A 21815-nucleotide genomic window follows, 5' to 3' on the forward strand; every position below is an offset into this window, starting at 1 on the left:
TGAAGGGGGAGCGAACATGGTGGATGCAGCACGAGCGCGCAAGCTCGCCGACCGCATCCAGCAGATCGTCGCCGAGATGCTGGAGCGCCGGATCAAGGACCCGCGCCTGGGCTTCGTCACCGTGACGGACACGCGGATCACCGCCGACCTCCGCGAGGCGACGGTCTTCTACACGGTGTTCGGCTCCGAGGCCGAGCGCGCCGACAGCGCGGCCGCTCTGGAGAGCGCCAAGGGCATCATCCGCTCCGAGGTCGGCCGCCAGACCGGGGTGCGCTTCACCCCGATGCTGACGTTCAAGCACGACCCGATCCCCGAGAGCGCCCGCCAGCTCGACGACCTGATCACGGCCGCGCGGGCGCGGGACGCCGAGGTGGCCCGCCAGGCGCAGAACGCCACCTACGCCGGCGAGCCCGACCCCTACCGGAAGCCTGATGACGACGAGCGGGACGGGCTAGCGGAGTCGTGACCCCCGACGTACGCGACAGGCCGGGCCGGCCGCCCAGGAGCGGTTCCGTCACGGTGTCCGAGGAGTCCTGGGAGCGGGCGGTCCGGCTCGTCTCCGAGGCCGACGAGGTCGCGCTGGCGTGCCACATCTCGCCGGACGGCGACGCGCTCGGGTCGATGCTGGCCGTCGGGTTCGTGCTGCGCTCGATGGGCAAGCGGGTGGCCGCCTCGTTCGGCGACCACGACTTCACGGTGCCGCGCCTGCTCCGCTTCCTGCCGGGGCAGGACATGCTGGTGCCGCCGGACCGCTACCCGGCCGAACCCCAGCTCATGATCACCTTCGACTCGCCGTCGATCGCCCGGCTGGGGCTGCTGGAGGGCAGCGTCCGCCGGGCCCGCGAGCTCATCGTGGTCGACCACCACCCGTCCAACGAGGGCTTCGGCACGGTCGACCTGATCGACGCCCGGGCGGCCGCCACCGCGATGCTGGCCGAGCAGTTCATCTACCGGCTCGGCGGCTCGCTCGACCGCGACATCGCCACCTGCCTGTACGCGGGGCTGGTCACTGACACCGGCTCGTTCCGCCACTCCTCCACCAGCCCGGCGGCTCACCAGATGGCGGCCCGCCTGGTGGCCACCGGCCTGCACACCGACGAGATCGCCCGGGAGCTGTGGGACCGCGCCCCGTTCGGCTACCTCAAGGTGCTGGCCGCGGCGCTCGGCCGGGTCAAGCTGGAAGACGGCCTGGTGTGGACGTATGTGACCCGGGTCGACCGGGCCGCGTACGGGCTCCCGTACTCCGAGCTCGAAAGCATCATCGACGTGGTGCGGCGCACCGACGAGGCCGACGTGGCGGCGGTGCTCAAGGAAGACGACCAGGGCGCCTGGCAGGTGTCGACGCGCTCCAAGGGCCGCGTCGACGTCGCGCACGTGTGCGCCGCGCTGGGCGGCGGCGGTCACCACAACGCCGCCGGTTTCACCTCGTACGACAGCCCCGAGGCCACCATGGCGAAGTTCAGGGCCCTGCTGAGAGAGGCGTGATGGCCGAGAGCGGCTTGATCATCGTCGACAAACCCGCCGGATGGACGTCCCACGACGTGGTGGCGCGGCTGCGCCGTCTCGCGGGCACCCGCCGCGTCGGGCACGCCGGAACGCTCGACCCGATGGCGACCGGCGTCCTGGTGATCGGGGTGGAGAAGGCGACCAGGCTGCTCGGCCACCTGGCGCTGACCCAGAAGGTCTACGAGGCCACGATCCGGCTGGGCGTGACCACGAACACCGACGACGCCGAGGGCGAGGTCACCGCGACCACCCCGGCCGGCGACGTGGCCGAGCAGCGGATCCGGGAGGGCGTGGCGGCGCTCACCGGCGAGATCATGCAGGTGCCGCCGCAGGTCAGCGCCATCAAGGTCGACGGCAAGCGGGCCTACAAGCTGGCCCGCGCCGGCGAGGGGGTGGAGCTGGCCGCCCGTCCGGTGACCGTGTACGAGTTCGAGATCACCGATCTGCGCCGGCAGGCGGACGTGGTCGACGTGGACGCCACCGTGCGCTGCTCGTCCGGCACCTACATCCGGGCGCTGGCCCGCGACCTGGGCGCCGGGCTCGGCGTCGGCGGCCACCTGACCGCGCTGCGCCGCACGTACGTCGGCCCGTACGGGCTCGACCAGGCCAAGACCCTCGACCAGCTCGCGGAGAAGTGCGAGATCCTGCCGATCGGCGAGGCGGTGGCGGCCGCCTTCCCGCGCCGGGACGTGAGCCAGGAGGAGGCCCGGGTGGTCAGGCACGGCGGCCGGCTGCCGGCGGCCGGGCTGGGCAAGGGCCCGATCGGCATGTTCGGCCCCGACGGCGAGCTGCTGGCGCTGGTCGAGGAGCAGGGCCGGCTGGCCAAGCCGCTGGCCGTCTTCGTGTCCTAGGCGGGCTTGCGGGCGACCATGATGTCGCGCACGATCGCCTGGTCGACCCGGTGCTCGAAGCCGGGGTAGTCGACGACCTCCAGGCCCGCCCCGGTGAGGACGCGGGCCAGGTCGTCGCGTCCGCCGCCGTAGGTGTTCCAGGAGACGCCGAGCGCGCCGCCCGGCTTCAGCAGCTCGGCCCAGATCGGCGCGGCCCGCTTCAGCAGCTCCAGCGGGCTGCGTGACAGCCCGCCGCCGCCCTTGCTGCCGTGCTGCACCCCGTACGGGGCGTCGGTGACGACGGCGTGGAACGAGCGCGGTTTGAAGAACTCCCGGGCCCGCAGGGTGTCGGCGTTGACCACGGTGACCTTCTGCGTCTCGCCCGCCTTGTAGGCCTCCTTCGTCAGGCCGAACACCACCTCCAGCCGCCGCCCGATGAGCGCCCGCTGCCGGCGCACCGGCACGGTCTCGGCGGTGTGCTTGAGCCGCTTGTTCTTCAGCCAGGTGCGCAGGAAGCCGGAGTAGGCCTCGAAGTCCTTGGCGTCGTGGTCGAGCCCGTAGGCGTCGTACCCGTACATGAGGGCCTGGTTGAGCGTGGTGCCGCGGCCGCAGAGCGGGTCGAACACGGCGAGCCCGCCGCCGAGCGGGAAGTCGGAGGCCAACACGGTGACGTTGAGCAGCATCTTGGTGAAGATCTCGTTGGTCTTGCCCGCGTACTTCTGGATCGTGAGCAGATCGCTGCTCAGCCGGTCGAGCGGGGTCAGCTCCACCGGCCGCAGCAGGTCGCCCTCCAGCCCGAACAGCGCGTAGACCGACGACAGGTTCGACAGCAGCGCCACGTCCGCGCGCGACAGCGGCTCGGGCGTCTCGAACGTGACGTAGGGCAGCCCGCCGATGCGGGTCTCCTCGATGACCGGCAGGTCGGCGCCCAGCCCGCGCTGGGCGAAGACGGCCAGCTCGGCGTGGGTGAGCCGGGGCGCGCTGTCGGCGTAGACCCGGTTGAAGGCAGGCAGGATCAGCAGCGCGTATCGAGGCATGCAGCGGATCGTACCGTCCTGGAATACATGCCTCGATTACAAGGCAGGGACGCGCGCATGGCAGGCTTGGAGGGTTGATTCCGCGGGATGAGCGAATGGGGCCGGGTGTGGGTGAACCGGAGCGGTCTGTCGTGACCATTGGCGTGTTCGACGGCGTCCACCGCGGTCATCAGCGGGTGGTCCGGCGGGCCGTCGAGCTCGCGGCCGGGCGGGGCCTGCGCACGGTCGCGCTGACCTTCGAGCCGCCGCCCGACGAGGTGGTGCGCCCCGGCTACCGGCCGCTCCGGCTGACCACGGCCAAGCGCAGGTCCGTCCTGCTGCGCGAGCTGGGCGTGGACGAGGTGGTCGTGCTGCCTTTCACGACCGAGACGGCCGAGCTGAGCCCGGCCGAGTTCACCCGGAGCGTGCTCGCCGATCGGCTGCGCGCGGCGGCGGTCGTGGTGGGGGAGGACTTCGCGTTCGGTCACGACGCGGCGGGCGACGTCGAGACGCTGCGGCTGCTGGGCGAGAAGTACGACTTCGCGGCCGAGGGCGTGCCGCTGGTCCTGGACGTCTCCTCGACGCTGATCCGCGAGCGGCTGGCGGCGGGCGACGTGGTGGGCGCCGCCGAGGGGCTGGGCAGGCCCCACCGGGTCGAGGGCGTGGTGGTGCGCGGCTACCAGCGCGGGCGGCAGCTCGGTTTCCCGACCGCCAACGTGGAGTCGCCGCCGCAGACCGCGATCCCGGCCGACGGGGTCTACGCGGGCTGGCTGGAGTGCGTGCCGGTGGCCAACCGGCCCGTCCTCTACGAGGGCGAGCGCTGGCCGGCCGCGATCTCGGTCGGCACCAACCCGACGTTCGAGGGGGTGCCGCGCACGGTCGAGGCGTACGCGCTCGACCGCGACGACCTCGACCTGTACGGGGTGCACGTGGGGGTCGACTTCGCCGAGCGGCTGCGGGGCAACACCCGGTTCGACTCGATCGAGGAGCTGGTCGACCAGATCCAGGACGACGTCGACCGGACCCGCCGCATCACGTCCTGACCCGCAGGCCCTCCAGCAGCCGCGACAGCGCGGCCAGCGTCGCGTCCAGGTCGTCGGGGCCGGATTCCGGCCGGGCCAGCCAGAGCACCGCCTCGTTCATCGCGCCCGACAGCAGGCGGGTGAGCGGGGCGACCGGGCCCGGCATGATCGTGCCGGTCTCGGCGAACGCCGTCAGCGCCTCGGCCAGGTGGCGGGCGGAGGCGGCCTCGTCGATCGCGCGCCACTCGTTCCAGCCGAGCACGGCCGGCCCGTCGACGAGCATGATGCGCTGCACTTCGGGGTCGGCGGCGGCGCGCACGAACGCGGCGCACCCCGCCTTGAGCTGGTCCCACGGGTCGCCCTCGGCGTCGGCCGCGGCCGCCACCCGGGTCGCCACTTCCTGCTGCACCTCCTCCAGCACGGCGCGGAACAGCGCCGCCTTGCCGTCGAAGTGGTGGTAGAGCGCGCCCTTGGTCACGCCCGCCTCGCGCACGATCTCCGCCAGGCCCACCGCGGCGTAGCCCTTGTCGGAGAAGAGCCGCCGGCCCACCGCGACCAGCGTCCGCCTGGTGGCCTCGCGCTGCTCGGCCCTGGTTCTCGTCATCGCGCCCGTCCCGTTGACATACCGATGGTACGTGAAATAGCGTACCTTCGCATACCGATGGTATGCGAAAAGGGGAATCATGGAGCTCACCAGCTTCTATCCGGTGATCTGCACCGACAAGGTGGCCGAGTCGCGCGACTTCTACGTGCGGCTGTTCGGGTTCGAGGTCACCTTCGAAGCCGACTGGTACGTCAGCCTCAGGCGCGGCCCGTACGAACTGGCCCTGCTCGATCACACGCACCCCACGCTGCCCGAGTCGTACCGCGACCGGGCGGCCGGGCTCCTGCTCAACTTCGAGGTCGGCGACGCGGACGCCGAGTGGGAGCGGCTGGTCGAGGGCGAGGGGCTCAAGCCCGAGCTGCCGCTGCGCAGCGAGGACTTCGGCCAGCGGCACTTCATCGTGACCGGCCCCGGCGGGGTGCTCATCGACGTCATCCAGCCCATCGAGCCCGCCGGGGAGTACGCGGCGCAGTACGTATGAGCGGGCTCCGCTTCTTGGTGGTAACCTTGCATGTCGGCTCTGTGACGGTGGCGCGAGGCGCCGCCCTGAGGCCTTAGCCGCGGCGACTGTAGGCACGCACGGTCGTTCGCGATTCTCATCCGCGCGTGCCCGTAGATTCGTAAGGGAGAGCCGTGTCTCTCGACACCGCTACCAAGAAGTCCATCATCGCGGAGTACGCGACGGCCGAGGGCGACACCGGGTCGCCCGAGGTGCAGATCGCGCTGCTGAGCAAGCGCATCAGCGACCTGACCGAGCACCTCAAGACCCACAAGCACGACCACCACAGCCGCCGGGGCCTGCTGCTCCTGGTCGGCCGCAGGCGCCAGCTGCTGAAGTACCTGCAGAAGGTCGACATCGCGCGTTACCGTGCGCTCATCGAGCGGCTCGGCCTGCGCCGATAGCATAGAAGGGAGCGGCGGACACTGCCGCTCCCTTCTCTCGTCAGGCACGGCGAGTCCTGCGACGCGGGGCGCGCCCCTGGCGTACAACTGAATATCCGAGACACTGAGAGCCCCCGCGTCCGCTCAGCACCATGCGACCCGCGACGCCCGCGGGCCGGTCCTCGGTAGTGGCTTCCGGTATTCAGACCGGGCGCTTCGATCGAAGACCGGCGCTGCACCTACTGACGGGAACCGCCGTTACGGCCTTTACGATCCCGTCGGGCACGAGGGTGCCGGTGATATGGGCGCGGGAGACCGACTGACCAAGGAGGTCCCCCGTGGAGGGTGTCCACACCGCCGAAGCCGTCATCGACAACGGCTCATTCGGCACGCGCACGATCCGGTTCGAGACCGGACGTCTCGCGCGGCAGGCGGCCGGCAGCGCCGTCGCCTATCTCGACAACGACACGATGATCCTGTCCGCGACCACCGCGTCCAAGCAGCCCAAGGAGAGCTTCGACTTCTTCCCGCTCACGGTGGATGTCGAGGAGCGGATGTACGCCGCGGGCCGCATCCCCGGCTCGTTCTTCCGGCGTGAGGGCCGTCCTTCCGAGGACGCCATCCTCACCTGCCGCCTGATCGACCGGCCGCTGCGCCCGTCGTTCGTCAAGGGCCTGCGCAACGAGGTCCAGGTCGTCGCCACGGTCCTGGCGCTCAACCCCGAGCACCTCTACGACGTGGTGGCCATCAACGCCGCCTCGCTGTCGACGCAGCTCGCCGGCCTGCCGTTCTCCGGCCCGATCGGCGGCGTCCGCGTCGCCCTCATCGACGGGCAGTGGGTGGCCTTCCCCACCCACCAGGAGCTGGAGCGGGCCACGTTCGACATGGTCGTGGCGGGGCGGGTGCTCGCCGACGGCGACGTCGCCATCATGATGGTGGAGGCCGAGTCCACCCGCGACACGCTCAAGCTGGTCGCCGAGGGCGCGGTCGCCCCGACCGAGGAGAGCGTCGCCGAGGGCCTGGAGGCCGCCAAGCCGTTCATCAAGGTGCTGTGCGAGGCGCAGTCCAGGATCGCGCGGGTGGCCGCCAAGGAGACCGCCGAGTTCCCGGTCTTCCCCGACTACCAGGAGGACGTCTACGCCGCGGTCGAGGCCGCGGTGAAGACCGAGCTTGCGGCCGCGCTCACCATCGCCGTCAAGCAGGAGCGCGAGAACGAGCTCGACCGGGTGAAGGCGCTGGCGGCGGAGAAGCTGCTGCCTGACTTCGAGGGCCGCGAGAAGGAGGTGTCGGCCGCCTTCCGCGCCGTGATGAAGAACCTCATGCGCGAGCGGGTGCTCAAGGAGGGCGTGCGCATCGACGGCCGCGGCACCAAGGACATCCGCGCCCTGTCCGCCGAGGTCCACGTGGTGCCCCGGGTGCACGGCTCGGCCCTGTTCGAGCGCGGCGAGACCCAGATCCTGGGCATCACCACGCTCAACATGCTGCGCATGGAGCAGGTCATCGACACGCTCAACCCGGAGCGGACCAAGCGCTACATGCACAACTACAACTTCCCGCCCTACTCCACCGGCGAGACCGGCCGGGTGGGCTCGCCCAAGCGCCGCGAGATCGGCCACGGCGCGCTCGCCGAGCGGGCGCTGATCCCGGTCCTGCCGTCGCGTGAGGAGTTCCCGTACGCGATCCGCCAGGTCTCCGAGGCGCTCAGCTCCAACGGCTCGACCTCGATGGGCTCGGTCTGCGCGTCCACGATGTCGCTGCTCGACGCCGGTGTGCCGCTCAAGGAGATGGTCGCCGGCATCGCGATGGGCCTGATCGGCGAGGGCGACGACTACGTCACCCTGACCGACATCCTGGGCGCCGAGGACGCCATGGGCGACATGGACTTCAAGGTCGCCGGCACCCGGGACGTCATCACGGCCCTGCAGCTCGACACGAAGCTCGACGGCATCCCCGCCTCGGTCCTGGCGGGCGCGCTCAAGCAGGCGAAGGGCGCACGGCTGGCGATCCTGGAGGTCATGCAGGAGGCCATCGACTCCCCGGCGGAGATGAACCCGACGGCGCCGCGCATCATCACCATCAAGGTCCCGGTCGACAAGATCGGCGAGGTCATCGGCCCGAAGGGCAAGATGATCAACCAGATCCAGGACGACACCGGCGCCGAGATCACCATCGAGGACGACGGCACGATCTACATCGGCGCCACCGACGGCCCGGCCGCCGAGGCCGCGCGGTCGGCGATCAACGCGATCGCCAACCCGCACATGCCGGAGGTCGGCGAGCGCTACCTGGGCACGGTCGTGAAGATCGCCGCCTTCGGCGCGTTCGTCTCGCTCATGCCCGGCAAGGACGGCCTGCTGCACGTCTCGCAGATCCGCAAGCTCCACGGCGGCAAGCGGATCGAGAACGTCGAGGACGTCATGAGCGTCGGCGAGAAGATCCAGGTCGAGATCGCCGAGATCGACCAGCGCGGCAAGCTCTCGCTGGTGCCGGTCGAGGTCATCGAGAAGGAGGCCGCCGAGAAGGAGGCCAGGGCCGAGTCCGGCGAGTCCGAGGCCCCGGCGTCCGAGGGCGACGAGCGTCCCGAGCGGCCGCGCCGCACCCGCACCCGGGTCCGCACCCGCGGCGGTTCCGAGGGGGACGACCGCAACTCGTGACGGCGACGACCAATCCCCGCGCCGTGGTCGCGGGGCCCGCTAAGGAGGGGCCGTGACCACGACCACGCTGCACGCCGGCCGCGACGGGGCAGGGGTGGTCAAACGCACCACCCTCCCCGGCGGCCTGCGCGTGGTGACCGAGACCATGCCGACCGTGCGCAGTGTCGCGGTCGGCATGTGGGTCGGCATCGGCTCGCGTGACGAGGCCCCCGAGCACATGGGGGCCACCCACTTCCTCGAGCACCTGCTCTTCAAGGGCACGCCCACGAGAGACGCCATGGAGATCTCGGCGTCCATCGAGGGCATCGGCGGTGAGATCAACGCCTTCACCGCCAAGGAGTACACCTGCTACTACGCGCGGGTGCTCGACGAGGACCTGCCGATAGCGGTCGACGTCCTCGCCGACCTGGTGACCAGCTCGATCGTGGACGCGGAGGACGTCGAGGCCGAGCGTGGCGTGATCCTGGAGGAGATCGCCATGCACGAGGACGACCCGTCCGACGTGGTGCACGAGCAGTTCGCCGCGGCTCTCTACGGCGACTCGCCGATCGGGCGGCCGATCCTCGGTACGGCCGAGTCCATCGACGCCCTCGACCGCGACCGGATCGCCGAGTACTACCACCGCTACTACCGGCCCCGGCGCACCGTCGTGGCCGTGGCGGGCAACGTCCGCCACGAAGAGGTCGTGGAGCTGGTGGCGCGGGCGTACGAGCGGGCGGGCGCCCTCACCGGGCCCGCCGTCGCCGACCCGCCGCGCACCAGCGGCCCCGGCGCCCCGGCGCTGTCCGGGGTGCGCGTCCTGGACCGGCCGACCGAGCAGGCCAACCTGGTGCTCGGCACGACCAGCATGCCCCGCACCGACGACCGGCGCTTCGCGCTCGGCGTGCTCAACGCCGCGCTGGGCGGCGGCATGTCGTCGCGGCTCTTCCAGGAGATCAGGGAGAAGCGCGGCCTGGCCTACGCCGCCTACAGCTACACCTCGGCCTACGCCGACACCGGCCAGTTCGGCATCTACGTCGGCTGCCTGCCCTCGAAGATCGACGACGTGCTCAAGATCTGCCGGGACGAGGTGGCCAGGGTGGTGTCCGACGGCCTGACCGAGGAGGAGATCGCGCGCGGCAAGGGCCAGATGCGCGGCGGTCTCGTGCTCGGCCTGGAGGACACCGGCTCGCGCATGTCCCGCATCGGCAAGAACGAGCTGGTCTACGACGAGCTGCTGTCGGTCGACGAGGTGCTGGCCCGCATCGAGTCGGTCACCGCCGAGGAGATCTCCGCGGTCGCCGCCGACGTGCTCAACCGGCCGCTCACGCTCGCCGTGATCGGCCCGTACGGCGACAAGGACTTCTCCCACGCCATCTCCTGACACCTGCGGGTATAGGGTTGACCCTGTGATCAAGGTAGGTGTGCTCGGCGCCCGCGGGCGCGTGGGCGCCGAGGTGTGCAAGGCGGTCGAGGCGGCGCCCGACATGGAGCTGGTGGCCGCGATCGACAAGGACGACCCGATCGAGAGCCTCGAAGGCGCCCAGGTGGTGGTCGACTTCACCCATCCGGACGTCGTGATGGGCAACCTGGAGTGGGCGATCGCGCACGGCATCCACCCGGTGGTCGGCACCACCGGGTTCGACGCCGGGCGGCTCGACACCGTACGCGACTGGCTCGCGCGCTCCCCGGGCACCAACTGCCTGATCGCGCCCAACTTCGGCATCGCGGCCGTGCTCATGATGCACTTCGCCCAGCAGGCCGCCCGCCACTTCGAGTCGGTCGAGATCGTCGAGCTGCACCACCCGAACAAGGCCGACGCCCCCTCGGGCACCGCCCGGCGCACCGCCGAGCTGGTCGCCGAGGCCCGTGCCAAGGCCGGGGTGGGGCCGATGCCCGACGCCACCAGCTCCGGGCTCGACGGGGCGCGCGGCGCCGACGTCGACGGCGTGCGTGTGCACGCGGTCCGCCTGTCCGGGCTCATCGCCCACCAGGAGGTGCTGCTCGGCGGCGACGGCGAGACCCTCACCATCCGCCACGACACGATGAACCGCGCCGCGTTCACCCCGGGCGTGCTGCTCGGCGTGCGGCGGGTGGGCGAGCTGCCCGGGCTGACGGTCGGGCTGGAGCGCCTGCTGGACCTCTGAAACGTACCGTGCCCACCACCTCGTTCGAGGTCGGCGGGCACGGTCGAGGAGAGGGTCCCGGCGCCGCACAGCCGAGCCTACGATCAGCAACCCTAATATCCGGAGGCGGCGACCCCGGCGCAGGTGAGAACGTGTCGGCATGGTGCGATGGGCTGACGAGAGAGAGCTCCCCGGCCTGGTGGCCGTGGAGCTCGCCGCGGACGGGCTCTTCGAGCAGGCGGGCATCACGTTTCCGCCCGGCACGACCATGATCGAGGACGTGCGCGACCCGTCCTCGGTGCTGGTCGAGGGCGACCCGCCGGCCGGATTCGCGCTGATCTCCGCTGTCGACGGCAACGTCCACCTGGAACAGCTCGCCGTCCACCCCTCCCGCATGCGCCGGGGCATCGGCGGCCGGCTGGTCGAGGCGGTCCTGGACCACGCCCGTGCGGCGGGCGCGCCCGCGGTGACGCTGACGACGTTCAGGGACGTGCCGTGGAACGCGCCCTGGTACGGACGACACGGCTTCGTCGTGTGGCCCGAGCGCGCGTGGGGACCGGAACTGCGCGCCCTGGTAAGACGGGAACGCGAGCTGGGCATCGACGTGGCGCCCCGCGTGGTCATGGCGGCCGAGCTCGGGTCACCTGGGCGCGGTGCCGTTGGGTCCGGGGGCTCCTGAGGGGGCGCCGAAGCTGGGGGGTAGCGGGGGGCTGCCTGTGACCGCCTGTACGAGGTCGGCGGCCACCTGGTGGACCTTGATGTTGCGGCGCTGGGAGGTGCGCCGCAGGATGTCGAAGGCGGCCGGGGCGGTGCACTGGCGGCGGGCCATGACGATGCCGAGCGCCTGGTCGATGATCGCCCGTCTGTTGAGCGCCTCGCGGAGCTGGGTGATGACCTCGTCGAGGCGGGCTGCGTGGAGCACGGCCTGGAAGAGCACCGCGGCCTGGCCGGCGGTGACGGCGGCGGCCGTGCGGGCCTCGGCCGGGAAGCCGCCGGGGCGCTCCGAGTAGAGGTTGAGGGCGCCCTGGAGACGGCTGTCGAGGGTGAGCGGCTGCGCGTGGACGCTCCGGGCGCCGTGCGCGGCCAGGTCCGCCGACAGGCCGGTCCAGCGCGCCTCGGACGCCAGGTCGTCGGAGCCGACGGGCTCGCCGCTCTCGATCGCCTCCAGGCACGGGCCGGCACGGGCGGTGAACTGCAGGGTGTCGAGGTCGAGGACGCGGGGGGCGGAGGACGCCACGGTGTACGGGCCGCCCTCCCCGCTCAGGACCATGCTGGAGAGCGTCCCGCCGGGCATGGCGCGGGTCGCGACGGTGAGGATCTCGCGCAGCGGCTGCTCGAACTCCGCGGTCGCGGTGAGAGGGGTGAGCGGGTCCAACGCCCTTCCTCGGGTATACGACTCGGACCGGTCATGAGGAACGTAGCTCCCGACGGCCCGACAGACCAGTCAATGTCCGGAATGTCGAACCTTACTGGGGCCTGTCATGAGCTGCCCTCGTCTCCTGGTGCGTAACCTCAGAGCGAGACGGCCAGGCCGATCGCCAGCAGCGCCCCGTACGCCATCTGCAGCTTGCCCGTCTGCTGCAGCGCCGCGATCAGCGCCGGGCCCGTCGCGCCGGACAGGACCGTGCGGACCGGTGAGATCGCCAGCGGCGCCGCGAGCACCGTCAGCGCCACCGCCGGCGTGATCGGGACCATCGCCACCACGACCGCGAACGGCACCACCAGGCAGGCCGTGTAGAGCGTACGGGTGCGCGGCGCGCCCAGCACCACCGCGAGCGTCCGCTTGCCCGTCTGCCCGTCGGTGTCGACGTCGCGCAGGTTGTTGACCACCAGCATCGAGCACGACAGCAGCCCGACCGGCACCGACGCCACCAGCGCCGCCCACGACAGCTGCTCGGTCTGCACGAACGCGGTGCCGACCACCGGCACCACGCCGAAGAACACGAAGACCGACGCCTCGCCCAGCGCTCGGTAACCGTACGGGCGGCTGCCGCCGGTGTAGAACCAGCCCGCGGCGATCGCCGCCGCGCCCACCAGCAGCACCCACCACGCCTGCGTGACCAGCACCAGGGCCAGCCCGAGCACCGCGGCGGCGGCGAAGCTGCCGAGCGCCGCCGCCAGCACCTGGCGCGGCGTCGCCGCCCGTGAGCCCACCAGCCGCATCGGGCCGACCCGCTGGTCGTCGGTGCCGCGGATGCCGTCGCTGTAGTCGTTGGCGTAGTTGACGCCGATCTGCAGCAGCAGCGCCACCAGCAGCGCCAGCAGCGCACGCCACCAGCTGAAGCCGCCCTCGCCGATCGCCACGCCGGTGCCGGCCATGACCGGCACGATCGCGTTCGGAAGCGTGCGTGGGCGTGCTCCCGCGATCCATTGAGCAGGAGTTGCCATGCGGTGAGACCTCTAGCTGATGTCCGTGGTGAGCCTGACCATGCGGATCGGGCGGCCCATGTCGAGCACGCGCTCGGCCATGTCCTCGCCCCAGCCGGCCGACTCGAGGAAGCCCAGGACAGGATAGTTGTCGGCGAACACCCAGGTGGCGATCTGCCGGTAACCGTCCTCGCGGAGGTAGTCGACGGTGGCGTTGAGCAGCCGGCTGCCGTGGCCGCGCCGCACGAAGTCGGGGTCGACCAGAAGCGTCAGCATCTCGGCCACCTCGGTGGGGTCGAGATCGGGGTCCTCGGCGGGGGAGTGGGACGCCAGGCCCACCACCCGCTCGCCGCCCCGCGGGGTCATCGGCATGTTCGCGCCGCCCGCGCCCAGCGCCGGGAACCCCTCCGTGTCCAGGATCGTCTCCACCGCCACCAGCACCCGGTGCCGGGACGTGGGCGGGGCGGCGATCGCCTCGTCCCACTGGCGCAGCCACATCTTCTCGGCCGCCGGGCCTGTCATCTGCTCGAGGGGACCCTCGGGCAGGAACTCCCGATAGCCATAGCGCCAGGCGCGCACCTGCACATTCGCCACCTGGAGAACATCCTCGCGCCGGGCCGCCCGGACGCCTACGTCTGCCATCTCGGCCCGCTCCTTCGCCTGCCGTTCATGCCACAAGGCACGAGTTACACCGTATCGGTGTTTGACCCTGGGCGAGGACGCGAACCCTGCTTCCTCGCCCGGTATGCCCTCGTTTTGGTGCGGTTACCGCAGACCCGCATGGAACACCATGATCGGGAACGGTTCCTGGAGAGGTCGACGAACGCCCTCCCGCACGTCTCCTCGGCACACACCTTCAGCCGGTCCCAGCCCCCGCCGGCCACCGCCGCCGCGATCCTGGCCAGCCCGGCCGCCACCCCCTCGCCCACCGGCACCAGCTCCGGCCCCCGCCCCACGGTCACCCGCAGCGGCAGGACCGGTAACTCCGGCGGCTCCGCGTCGCGTCTGAGCGCCGCCCTGAGCCCCTCCCGCAGCGCCACGGCGAGCGCCAGATCGTCGTCCGTCGCCCGGTCGCCGGGGCCGGTCAGCGCCCGCTCACGCAGCCACAGGGCCAGCTCCGCGGGCGTGCCCAGCTCGTCGGCGTCGGCCTCGACGTCGTAGGTGTTCACGAAGTCGCGCACCAACTCGGCCGACGCCAGCATGCGAACACTCTACTCATACCGTGATCTTCCCGGCGTCCTGTGCCGTCAGCGTCTCTGCGAGCCGCCGCACCCCCTCGGCCAGCTCCGCCACGCTGCCCGCCGCGATGTGCGTCACCCTGATGTGCGGGCCGGGCGGCTCCGCCGGGTAGTACATCCGGCCCGCGCTCACCAGCACCCCGTTCCGCTCGGCCGCCTCCACCAGCGCCCGCTCGTCGGTCTCCCGCGGCAGCCGCAGCCACAGGTGCATCCCCCCGATCGGCAGCACGTACGGCTCCGCGCCGGGCATCCGGGCCGCCAGCGCGGCGGCCAGCGCGTCGCGGCGGGTGCCGATCTCGGCGTGCACCGCCGCCAGATGCCGCCGCCAGGCCGGCGAGCCCACGAACTCCAGCGCCGTCTCCTGCAGCGGCCGCGCCACGAAGAACGACTCCACGAGCTGGGCGGCCCGGAGCCGGTGCGCGGCCGGGCCGCGCGCGATCACCGCCGCCAGCCGCATGCTCGGCGACAGGATCTTGGTGAGCGAGTGGATGTGGACCACGGTCCCGTGCCCGTCCATGGACACCAGGGACGGCGGCGCCTGCCGGGTCAGCCACCGGGCGTAGTCGTCCTCGATCACGAACGCACCGGCCGCCCTGGCGACCTCCAGCACCTGGCGGCGGCGTTCGAGGGTGAGGGTGGCGCCGGTGGGGTTCTGCAGCGTCGGCTGGCACAGGAAGACCCGCGCCCCCGTCACCGCGAACGCCTCCGCCAGCAGGTCGGGCCGGACCCCGTCGCGGTCCATCGGCACCCCGGTGGCCCGCAGCCCGGCCGCCTTGGCCGCGGCCAGCGCGCCCGGATAGGCCGGGGTCTCCACCAGCGCCTGGGTCCCGGGAGCGGCCAGCGCGCGGAAGGCGTGGCTGAGCGCCGCCTGCCCGCCGCTGACGATCAGCGCGTCCCCGGCCGTCACGTCCCCGCCGGCCTGCAGGGCGAACCACCGGCGCAGCTCGTCCACCCCGGGCAGCGGCGGCATCCCCCAGACGCCCGGCCTGCGCATCGCCCGCGCGGCCGCCGCCGCGAGCTGCCTGTCCGGCCGCAGCCCCGGGGGCAGGTAGCCGCCGATCAGCGGCACCACCCCTTCGGGAGCCCGGGCGAGCAGCGCCGTCATGGGGGCGTCGTCCACCACCCGGTCGCCGAGCGCCACCGTCTGCCACGAGAAGTCGGCGGCGTCCCGCAACGGCGGCCGTCGCGGCGCCACGAACGCCCCGCTGCCCGGCTTGGTGATCACCTTTCCTTCGGCGGCGAGCTGCCCCAGCGCCCGGGACACCGTCACCGGGCTCACGCCGTGCCGCCGCATGATCTCCCTGCTGGACGGCAGCCGGTCGCCCGGCCGCAGCCGGGCGACCTCGTCGCGCAGCACCGCGGCGATCTGGGCGATACTGCTATCGTTATTCATGAGAGTTGAGAATAGCGCTATCGAATCGAAGGTGATAGCGCTCCCGGGCCGGGAGCAGCGCGGGGGCACCCTGCTCGCCTTCCTCGGCGTGCTCGCCTTCTCCGGCTCCCTCCCCGCCACCGCCTACGCCATGGAGGGCTTCGACCCCTGGCTCGTCGCGATCGGCCGCGCCGCCGTCGCCGGAGCCGTCGCGCTGGTCTGCCTCAAGGCCGCCGGGCTCCCGCTGCTGCCGCCCCGCCCGCACCGGCGCCCGTACGGGCTCATCTCCCTCGGCGTGGTCTTCGGCTTCCCCGTCTTCAGCGGCCTGGCCCTGGACCTCGGCGCGAGCACCGCGCACGCCGCCGTCGTCGTCGGCCTGCTCCCCGCCGCGACCGCCGTCTTCGCCGTGCTGCGGGCCGGTGAACGTCCCCGGCCGGCGTTCTGGGCTGCCTGCGCGGCGGGCGCGCTCGCCATCACCGCCTTCACCCTCACCCGCACCGAGACCACGGCCGCCTGGCCCGACCTCCTCCTGGCCGGCGCCCTGCTGTCGGCCGCCGTCGGCTACACCGAAGGCGGGCGGCTCGCCAGGCACACGCCCGGCTGGCAGGTCATCTCGTACGCGCTCGTCCTGTCACTCCCGATCACGCTTCCCATCACCGCCGTCCTGGCCGCCGTCACACCGATGACGCCCGCGCCGCCCGCCCTCGCGGGCTTCGCGTACGTGGGACTGATCTCGATGTTCCTCGGCTTCTTCCCTTGGTACGCGGGCCTGGCCAGAGGCGGCATCGCCCGCGCCGGCCAGACGCAGCTGACCCAGCCGCTGCTCACCCTCGTCTGGGCGTGGTTCCTGATGGGCGAGAGGTACGGGATCGCGACCGTGGTGGCGGCACTGGCGGTGCTCGTCTGCGTGGCCGTCACCCAGCGCGCCCGTACTTGAAAGCCGTGACGCCACGCCGCAGGATGGGGGAGGAGGTGTCACACATGGCGGACCTCACGATCCCCGAGGGCGGCTTCTGGCCCGCCCCCGAGATCCCGCAGCCGAACATCTACCCGATGGAATGGCGCGTCGAGACCGAGAAGCTCGCGGCCATCTACGAGAAGTCCAAACGGATGGTCTGGAACCCGGCCGACCTGCCCTGGGACGGCCTCGACCCCGCCGACTTCACCCGCGAGCAGCGGCTCGGCATCATGTACTGGTTCGCCGTGCTGGCCAACTTCGACGCCTCCGGACCGGCCGTGTTCGCCCGGGCCACCATCCAGGCGTTCGAGAAACACGAGGAAGACCCGGTCAGGAAGTGCTTCTTCTCGATCACCCGTGACGAGATGAACCACGAAGAGTGCTGCCAGCGCACCATCGCCCGCCTCTGGCCCGGCGGCCCGCTCGACTGGGAACCCCGCGACGACCTGGAGAAAGCCGCCCACAACAACATCGGCTGGCTCTACCACAACGGCGGCCGCTACTGGAACGGCTACAACTCCGCCGTGGGGAAGTACTCGCTCCCCGTGCTCTTCACCAGCTTCATGATGGGCGAGATGGCCGCCTCCACGCTGTTCCGCGGCATGGCGTCGGGCACCCAGCACCCCGTCTTCGCGGAGATGTTCCACCGCATCGGCCGCGACGAGTCGCGCCACCTCCAGATCTGCATGACCATCCTGGACAACGAGTGGCCCGGGCTCGCCGACGACACCCGCACCCTCATCACCCGGCAACTGCGCGCCGGGTTCGTGTTCCTGTCGATGATCCTCTGGGAGCCGCCGGAGGGGTTCTGGGAACTGCCGCCCTACTTCCTGGCCAACCACCGCGTCCTCATGGACCACGCCCGCGACGCCGGCCTGGGCGTGCTCTCGTACGAGGAACAGGCGGAGAACTGGCGGGTCGCGATGGCCAGGATTCGCGCCATCGTCGAACGGTGGGGCATCGCCTTTCCGGCCATCCCCGAGCTCGACCTGGAAGGGGTGCCGGTGAACTTCGTCGACCCGGAGGACATCATCCCGGTGTTCTGACCCGTTCCGCGGGCGCCTGCCGGTCCTCGGGCGCTGTGGGCCAGCGCTCCTCGGGCGCGACGTAGGTGCCGCGCTGAGGGACCGTGTAGAGCCAGCCCTCCGCCCGCATCGTGGCCATGGCGCGGCGTACGGTCTCGCGTGCGACGTCGTAGCGCTGGGAGAGGGTCGTCTCGCTCGGGATCGGGCGCCTCGGCCGGTATGTGCCCGCGCTGATCTGCCGCGCCAGCTCGTCGGCTATTTGGCGGTACATCGGGGTCTTGCGGGGGCGGATCGGCCCATCGGGACCGGCGCCCACGAAGGTGCCCTGGCCGTGGACGGTGTGGACCAGGTTCTCGTCGCGGAGGACTCTGATCGCCCTGCGGGCGGTGGTACGTGCGACGCCGAATTCGTGCTGGAGATCCGCCTCGCTGGGCACCTGATCACCCACGGCGGCCTGGCCGATGCGTGACCGGAGAATTTCACTGATCTGCAGATAGAGATGGGTGTCGCCCTCGGGGTCGAGCATGCGTACGAGGATATCGCTCGCCCGGGGCGTCTATTCTTTCGTCGGCCATTTATCCTTCGTGTTCACATAAGTGCCGCGATAGGGGACCGTGAACACCCACCCCTGCTCTCGCAGGTGCGCTACCGCCTGACGCGCGGTGGCCTTGGCGACGCCGTACTGCTGCATCATCTGCTTTTCGCCGAGGATCGCACGGTTGGGCGGTATTTCGCCTCGTTGAATGCGCTCCGCGATTTCCTCTGCGATCTGCTGATAAAGCGGGATTTTTCTGGCGCCGCGTGGTGCGGTGGGTGGTCCCACGAAGGTGCCTTCGCCCTGGATCGTGTACGCCACGCCCTGCTCCCGGAGCTCCCGGGCGACGCGGCGGGCGGTCGTCCTGGCGATCTCATAGTCCTGTTCGAGCTTGGCTTCGCTGGGAACGGGATCGCCCGCCTTGAGCTCGCCGCGCTCGATCTGCTCGCGGATGAGGTCGGCGAGCTGCTTGTAGATGGGGACAGGTCCTTCACGGTCAAGCACGCCGAGATTGTAGACCAATCTAGACATGCCCGCACAAAGCAGACACCTGAACAGGTCTATAGATACGACCTGGACTAGGGAATATGGCTAGACTAAGGTGAAGGCATGTGCGGGGAGGCGGATGATCTGCATGGCAAGCACGTGATGCCCATGGTCGCTGCGGCGGAACTGATCGAATGGATGCCCGCGACGCCGCGTACCGAGCGGATGAGGGTGCGGGACTACACGTGTGATTGCGGTCCGGTCGTGTACGAGCTGTGCCAGGCGGGAGGGCTGCGGTTCATCCGGAGGGTCAGCAGGCTGAACGGGCGCCTGGTGGTCGAGGAGTCGCCGCGGGCGATGGCCGCCGTCGTCGACACGCTCTGGGCCGAGCTGCTGCGTGGGGAGGCCCGGTGACTTCGAACTCCCGGCAGGTGTCATCCCAGCTCCTTGCACCTGCCGGGTCCCCGCGCGCAGGCGTCCAAGGCCTCGGACGCCGACACACTGCCGGCACGGTGGAACCCGGGCTTCTCCGGGTTTCCCTCTGCGAGGCCCGGCTTCCCGGGTTCGGGGCCCCGGCTTCCCCCCCGTGAGGCGCGGTTCCTCCAGCTTTCCTCTCGTCGAGCCCGGCTCCTCCAGGTTTCCCCTCGCGGGGCGCGGCCGTACGGAAGGGCGGTTCTCGGCGCCAGGCTGCCACCCGGCGCCGAGAACCGGTGGAGGGGGACCGGAGGCCCGCGCGACACCGGACAGAGACCGCGCGGGTCGATCCTCGCCGGTGGTCACGTTGGTGACCGCCGGCCAGGAGTGCCTGCTGCCGGGTGACATGCCCGTCCAGCACTCTCGTCCACGATACGGATTGCCGTCGACCGCAGGGAGAATGTCCGGCAGCAGGCGACGTGATCCCGCGCCCTCCGGGAGGTGCGAAACCACGCACGGGTGAAAGGCCGATGACGTCCAAACGGCCCCTGCCCGCGGGAATCAGGATGCCACGCCTTTCCGCGGCCAGGCTGGGCTTCCGCGCTTTCATAGGGATCATGCGTTTTCGGTTCGTGAGCGTCCTGGTCTCCGTTTCTGGATGAATTCTCCCGGGGGAAAAGCGCTGGTCGTCGAGTCGTATTTCGGTTTATAGGGGAATGCGCCGCCACGCGTCGTCGGTGACGATGAGGTGATCGAGGAACCGCAGGCCCACGGTCTCGGCGGCCTCCGCGAGTCGGCGCGTCGCCGTCACGTCCGCTTCGCTGGGGTCGAGTGAGCCGCTCGGATGGTTGTGAGCGACGCCGAACAGCGCCCCGCCCGACGTGAGCACCGCGGAGACGATCTCCCGGACCGGGACCGTCGTGTGGTCCGCGCCTCCCTCGGTCATCACCGCCCGGCGCAGCACCGCGCCCCGGACGTCGCAGACGACCACCACCAGCCGCTCGTGCGCGTGCCCGCGCAGCAGAGGCGCGGCCACCGCGGCCAGGTCGGCCGTGCAGGCGACCCGCGCCCGCTCCGGCTCCGCGTCCGCCCTCCGGATCAGGTGGAACGCCGCCGCCACCCGCGCCGCCTTGGCCGGGCCCACCCCCGGCACGGCCAGCAGCCGGTGCGGCTCCGACCGTACGAGCCTGTCCAGATCGCCGCAGTGCGCGATCACCCGGGCGGCCAGATCCATCGCGCTCGCCCCCCGGAACCCCGACCCGAGCAGCACCGCCAGCAGCTCCCGATCGGCCAGCGCCGCCGGCCCGCTCTCCATCAACCGCTCCCGAGGCCGTTCCCGCCTCGGCAAGTCCTTGACCCGCATGCCCCACCTCCGCATCGGTTGTATCAACGCCCACCGACAACCTCTGGCCTGCGAAGACAGGGGTAGCGGGATGTCCGGAAAGCCCGCTTGGGGCTCACCCGCCAAGCCCACGGAAGTGGTGTGCGAGATCGACCTGAAGCCGTGAAAGGAGAACGGCCACCGCGTGATCTTTCGAAGGTCACCCGGGATCGCTGATGCCGAGCCTGTGAGCGCTTCGCCTCAAGCATCGCCACCGGGTTCACCGTTCCTTCGAGTAGCAGCGATCAACGAAGGAGACCAGGCGGTGGCCGACAGTGTGACGCCCGCGCAGTGGCTGGCTGAGCGCGGCGTCCGTACGGCGGTTCTCGGGCGTGGCAGGCCGCCCAGGACGGCGAGCCGACGTCGTCAGACGAGTGTGTGCCCGGGACGGCAAGCGGGCGTGGTCGGACGGCATGTGTTCAGGGCGGCCAGCCGGTGCCGTGGTACGGGCGTGTGGCCGGGACGGCAAGCGGGCGTCGTCGAGCGGGCGTGTGCTCAGGGCGGCGAGCGGGTGTCGTCAGACGGGCATGCTGTAGACCATGCGGAAGCGGTCGCCCGGCAGGACGATGTCGCTCGTCTCCACCGGACGGTCGCCGGCCCAGTGGGTGCGCTCGACGTGCAGGACGTGCACGCCGGCCGCGAGTTCGAGGGTTTCGATCTCGCTCTGGTGGGGTGCCCGGGTGTGGATGCTCTCCACCACTTCAGTGATCTTCACGCCGTGCGCGTACATCCTCGCGACCAGGCTGCGCCGCTCCTCCGCCGTGTGCGGGGCGAACTCCAGTGGTTCGTACGCGGTCGCGACCTGCAACGGCCGGCCGTCGCCGCGGAACACGTAGCGGGTCCTCGTCAGCGTCGCCGATTCGTCGACCCGGAGCCGTCTGGCGAGGTCGGGGCCGGCTGCGGCGGGCTCGCTGTGCCAATCCCAGGTCACTCGCCTGCCCTGCGACTGCAGATCGATCGCGAAGGGGGTAGGGCGGTCTAGGAACCGCCACCGGTGCAGCGGGGTGAGCTCGGAGCGTTCTCTCACATAGTGTCCCGAGCCGATCCGTCCGACGACGAGGCCCTCGGCGGCCAGGGCGCGGAGGGCGTGGCGGGCGGCGGTCTCGCCGACCTGGTATTTACGGGTCAGCTGTGCCCGCGACGGGATCTGCGAGCCGGGAGGAAGGGTGCCGTCGAGGATCTGACGCCGGATGTCTTCGACGACACGCAGGTAGACCGGATCTGAGGTGGCCACTAGTCCATCCCTGGGGGTTCGTGTGAGGCGTTGCCCCATGTTGCCGTATTCGGCAGGTAACCGACGGTCAGCGACGACTGTTGGAGCCCCAACTTTGCGGTAGCGGAAAATTGTGGAGGAAACCCTGTAACGCCGGTGTAAGGGGTGCCGATTCTCTCGGTAGAGGTCGTCGATGTGTGTACCCCC

At 71.2% G+C, this 21815-nt stretch carries 24 protein-coding genes; 13 read left to right on the forward strand and 11 right to left on the reverse strand.

Annotated elements, in window-relative coordinates; translation table 11 throughout:
- The first annotated feature begins 16 nt into the window (after positions 1-16).
- Genes rbfA through truB form a run of 3 tightly spaced genes read left to right on the forward strand, consistent with a single transcriptional unit; the run spans position 17 to position 2357 of the window.
- Entirely contained in the window at positions 17-466 is a 450-nt protein-coding gene (gene rbfA / locus AB0J42_RS27015; protein ID WP_364299131.1) for a 30S ribosome-binding factor RbfA, read from the forward strand.
- Positions 463-1485, forward strand: coding sequence for a DHH family phosphoesterase (locus tag AB0J42_RS27020; protein ID WP_364299133.1), 1023 nt, complete (start codon positions 463-465; stop codon positions 1483-1485). The genes rbfA and AB0J42_RS27020 overlap by 4 nt, the downstream gene beginning before the upstream one ends.
- Positions 1485-2357 carry a tRNA pseudouridine(55) synthase TruB gene (truB, locus tag AB0J42_RS27025; RefSeq protein ID WP_364299135.1) on the forward strand — a complete coding sequence of 291 codons (873 nt, stop codon included), beginning with the start codon at positions 1485-1487 and terminating at the stop codon, positions 2355-2357. Before AB0J42_RS27020 ends, truB begins: the two co-directional genes overlap by 1 nt.
- On the opposite strand, the gene AB0J42_RS27030 is transcribed toward truB, so the two are convergent.
- A complete protein-coding gene (locus tag AB0J42_RS27030) occupies positions 2354-3373 on the reverse strand; it encodes an SAM-dependent methyltransferase (RefSeq protein ID WP_364299137.1) in 1020 nt (339 codons plus the stop codon). The genes truB and AB0J42_RS27030 overlap by 4 nt on opposite strands.
- 95 nt (positions 3374-3468) lie before the next feature.
- Between AB0J42_RS27030 and AB0J42_RS27035 the strand changes: the two genes are divergently transcribed.
- Complete coding sequence (locus tag AB0J42_RS27035) at positions 3469-4395, forward strand: bifunctional riboflavin kinase/FAD synthetase (RefSeq protein WP_364299139.1); 927 nt, start codon at positions 3469-3471, stop codon at positions 4393-4395.
- On the opposite strand, the gene AB0J42_RS27040 is transcribed toward AB0J42_RS27035, so the two are convergent.
- Complete coding sequence (locus tag AB0J42_RS27040) at positions 4385-4978, reverse strand: TetR/AcrR family transcriptional regulator (protein ID WP_364299141.1); 594 nt, start codon at positions 4976-4978, stop codon at positions 4385-4387. The two genes, AB0J42_RS27035 and AB0J42_RS27040, sit on opposite strands and share 11 nt — an antisense overlap.
- Positions 4979-5057: 79 nt before the next feature.
- On the opposite strand from AB0J42_RS27040, the gene AB0J42_RS27045 reads away from it, so the two are divergent.
- The 6 genes from AB0J42_RS27045 (at position 5058) to AB0J42_RS27070 (ending at position 11298) form a co-directional block, all read left to right on the forward strand.
- Positions 5058-5459: a VOC family protein gene (locus tag AB0J42_RS27045; RefSeq protein WP_364299143.1), complete on the forward strand. Its 402-nt coding sequence runs from the start codon at positions 5058-5060 to the stop codon at positions 5457-5459.
- A gap of 152 nt (positions 5460-5611) precedes the next feature.
- Positions 5612-5881, forward strand: coding sequence for a 30S ribosomal protein S15 (gene rpsO / locus AB0J42_RS27050; RefSeq protein WP_364299145.1), 270 nt, complete (start codon positions 5612-5614; stop codon positions 5879-5881).
- A 317-nt stretch (positions 5882-6198) separates the two neighbouring features.
- Positions 6199-8514, forward strand: coding sequence for a polyribonucleotide nucleotidyltransferase (locus AB0J42_RS27055; RefSeq protein WP_364299147.1), 2316 nt, complete (start codon positions 6199-6201; stop codon positions 8512-8514).
- A 52-nt stretch (positions 8515-8566) separates the two neighbouring features.
- The gene (locus AB0J42_RS27060; RefSeq protein ID WP_364299149.1) at positions 8567-9877 is read left to right on the forward strand and encodes a pitrilysin family protein; all 1311 of its coding nucleotides are present in this window, start codon (positions 8567-8569) and stop codon (positions 9875-9877) included.
- Between the two features lie 25 nt (positions 9878-9902).
- Positions 9903-10640 carry a 4-hydroxy-tetrahydrodipicolinate reductase gene (gene dapB, locus AB0J42_RS27065; protein ID WP_364299151.1) on the forward strand — a complete coding sequence of 246 codons (738 nt, stop codon included), beginning with the start codon at positions 9903-9905 and terminating at the stop codon, positions 10638-10640.
- 139 nt (positions 10641-10779) lie between these two features.
- The gene (locus AB0J42_RS27070; RefSeq protein ID WP_364299153.1) at positions 10780-11298 is read left to right on the forward strand and encodes a GNAT family N-acetyltransferase; all 519 of its coding nucleotides are present in this window, start codon (positions 10780-10782) and stop codon (positions 11296-11298) included.
- Here the strand turns inward: AB0J42_RS27070 and AB0J42_RS27075 are convergent.
- From AB0J42_RS27075 to AB0J42_RS27095, 5 genes are all read right to left on the reverse strand, one after another.
- Complete coding sequence (locus AB0J42_RS27075) at positions 11260-11994, reverse strand: GAF and ANTAR domain-containing protein (RefSeq protein WP_364299155.1); 735 nt, start codon at positions 11992-11994, stop codon at positions 11260-11262. The genes AB0J42_RS27070 and AB0J42_RS27075 overlap by 39 nt on opposite strands.
- Before the next feature lie 137 nt (positions 11995-12131).
- Positions 12132-13007, reverse strand: coding sequence for a 1,4-dihydroxy-2-naphthoate polyprenyltransferase (locus AB0J42_RS27080; RefSeq protein WP_364299157.1), 876 nt, complete (start codon positions 13005-13007; stop codon positions 12132-12134).
- Positions 13008-13019: 12 nt separating this feature from the next.
- A complete protein-coding gene (locus AB0J42_RS27085) occupies positions 13020-13628 on the reverse strand; it encodes a GNAT family N-acetyltransferase (RefSeq protein WP_364299159.1) in 609 nt (202 codons plus the stop codon).
- Between the two features lie 44 nt (positions 13629-13672).
- Positions 13673-14188 (reverse strand): CGNR zinc finger domain-containing protein, encoded by a 516-nt coding sequence (locus AB0J42_RS27090; RefSeq protein ID WP_364299161.1) that lies wholly within the window; start codon positions 14186-14188, stop codon positions 13673-13675.
- 13 nt (positions 14189-14201) lie between these two features.
- Complete coding sequence (locus tag AB0J42_RS27095) at positions 14202-15617, reverse strand: PLP-dependent aminotransferase family protein (protein WP_364299163.1); 1416 nt, start codon at positions 15615-15617, stop codon at positions 14202-14204.
- A gap of 31 nt (positions 15618-15648) precedes the next feature.
- Between AB0J42_RS27095 and AB0J42_RS27100 the strand changes: the two genes are divergently transcribed.
- Together AB0J42_RS27100 and AB0J42_RS27105 are read left to right on the forward strand one after the other, a co-directional pair.
- On the forward strand, positions 15649-16533 hold the full coding sequence (locus AB0J42_RS27100) for a DMT family transporter (RefSeq protein WP_364299165.1): 885 nt from the start codon (positions 15649-15651) through the stop codon (positions 16531-16533).
- Between the two features lie 44 nt (positions 16534-16577).
- On the forward strand, positions 16578-17600 hold the full coding sequence (locus tag AB0J42_RS27105) for a hypothetical protein (protein ID WP_364299166.1): 1023 nt from the start codon (positions 16578-16580) through the stop codon (positions 17598-17600).
- Here AB0J42_RS27105 and AB0J42_RS27110 read toward each other — a convergent pair.
- Together AB0J42_RS27110 and AB0J42_RS27115 are read right to left on the reverse strand one after the other, a co-directional pair.
- Complete coding sequence (locus tag AB0J42_RS27110) at positions 17584-18105, reverse strand: winged helix-turn-helix domain-containing protein (protein ID WP_364299168.1); 522 nt, start codon at positions 18103-18105, stop codon at positions 17584-17586. The two genes, AB0J42_RS27105 and AB0J42_RS27110, sit on opposite strands and share 17 nt — an antisense overlap.
- Before the next feature lie 30 nt (positions 18106-18135).
- A complete protein-coding gene (locus AB0J42_RS27115; protein WP_364299170.1) occupies positions 18136-18618 on the reverse strand; it encodes a GntR family transcriptional regulator in 483 nt (160 codons plus the stop codon).
- Positions 18619-18723: 105 nt separating this feature from the next.
- Here AB0J42_RS27115 and AB0J42_RS27120 point away from each other — a divergent pair, with 105 nt between their 5' ends.
- A complete protein-coding gene (locus tag AB0J42_RS27120; protein ID WP_364299171.1) occupies positions 18724-19014 on the forward strand; it encodes a hypothetical protein in 291 nt (96 codons plus the stop codon).
- Between the two features lie 706 nt (positions 19015-19720).
- Here the strand turns inward: AB0J42_RS27120 and radC are convergent.
- Together radC and AB0J42_RS27130 are read right to left on the reverse strand one after the other, a co-directional pair.
- Positions 19721-20392, reverse strand: coding sequence for a DNA repair protein RadC (radC, locus tag AB0J42_RS27125; protein WP_364299173.1), 672 nt, complete (start codon positions 20390-20392; stop codon positions 19721-19723).
- 520 nt (positions 20393-20912) lie between these two features.
- Positions 20913-21629 carry a GntR family transcriptional regulator gene (locus AB0J42_RS27130; RefSeq protein ID WP_364299175.1) on the reverse strand — a complete coding sequence of 239 codons (717 nt, stop codon included), beginning with the start codon at positions 21627-21629 and terminating at the stop codon, positions 20913-20915.
- Between the last annotated feature and the right edge of the window lie 186 nt (positions 21630-21815).

Source organism: Nonomuraea sp. NPDC049649, from assembly GCF_040675175.1.
Taxonomy (GTDB): Bacteria; Actinomycetota; Actinomycetes; order Streptosporangiales; family Streptosporangiaceae; genus Nonomuraea.

Coding starts and splice junctions, on each gene's coding strand:
- AB0J42_RS27085 (WP_364299159.1), bottom strand. CDS start 13,628: ATGGCAGACGTAGGCGTCCGGGCGGCCCGGCGCGAGGATGTTCTCCAG.
- radC (WP_364299173.1), bottom strand. CDS start 20,392: ATGCGGAGGTGGGGCATGCGGGTCAAGGACTTGCCGAGGCGGGAACGG.
- AB0J42_RS27070 (WP_364299153.1), top strand. CDS start 10,780: ATGGTGCGATGGGCTGACGAGAGAGAGCTCCCCGGCCTGGTGGCCGTG.
- AB0J42_RS27095 (WP_364299163.1), bottom strand. CDS start 15,617: ATGAATAACGATAGCAGTATCGCCCAGATCGCCGCGGTGCTGCGCGAC.
- AB0J42_RS27105 (WP_364299166.1), top strand. CDS start 16,578: ATGGCGGACCTCACGATCCCCGAGGGCGGCTTCTGGCCCGCCCCCGAG.
- AB0J42_RS27080 (WP_364299157.1), bottom strand. CDS start 13,007: ATGGCAACTCCTGCTCAATGGATCGCGGGAGCACGCCCACGCACGCTT.
- AB0J42_RS27030 (WP_364299137.1), bottom strand. CDS start 3,373: ATGCCTCGATACGCGCTGCTGATCCTGCCTGCCTTCAACCGGGTCTAC.
- rbfA (WP_364299131.1), top strand. CDS start 17: ATGGTGGATGCAGCACGAGCGCGCAAGCTCGCCGACCGCATCCAGCAG.
- AB0J42_RS27035 (WP_364299139.1), top strand. CDS start 3,469: ATGGGGCCGGGTGTGGGTGAACCGGAGCGGTCTGTCGTGACCATTGGC.
- AB0J42_RS27120 (WP_364299171.1), top strand. CDS start 18,724: ATGTGCGGGGAGGCGGATGATCTGCATGGCAAGCACGTGATGCCCATG.
- truB (WP_364299135.1), top strand. CDS start 1,485: ATGGCCGAGAGCGGCTTGATCATCGTCGACAAACCCGCCGGATGGACG.
- AB0J42_RS27040 (WP_364299141.1), bottom strand. CDS start 4,978: ATGACGAGAACCAGGGCCGAGCAGCGCGAGGCCACCAGGCGGACGCTG.
- AB0J42_RS27110 (WP_364299168.1), bottom strand. CDS start 18,105: ATGCTCGACCCCGAGGGCGACACCCATCTCTATCTGCAGATCAGTGAA.
- AB0J42_RS27090 (WP_364299161.1), bottom strand. CDS start 14,188: ATGCTGGCGTCGGCCGAGTTGGTGCGCGACTTCGTGAACACCTACGAC.
- AB0J42_RS27045 (WP_364299143.1), top strand. CDS start 5,058: ATGGAGCTCACCAGCTTCTATCCGGTGATCTGCACCGACAAGGTGGCC.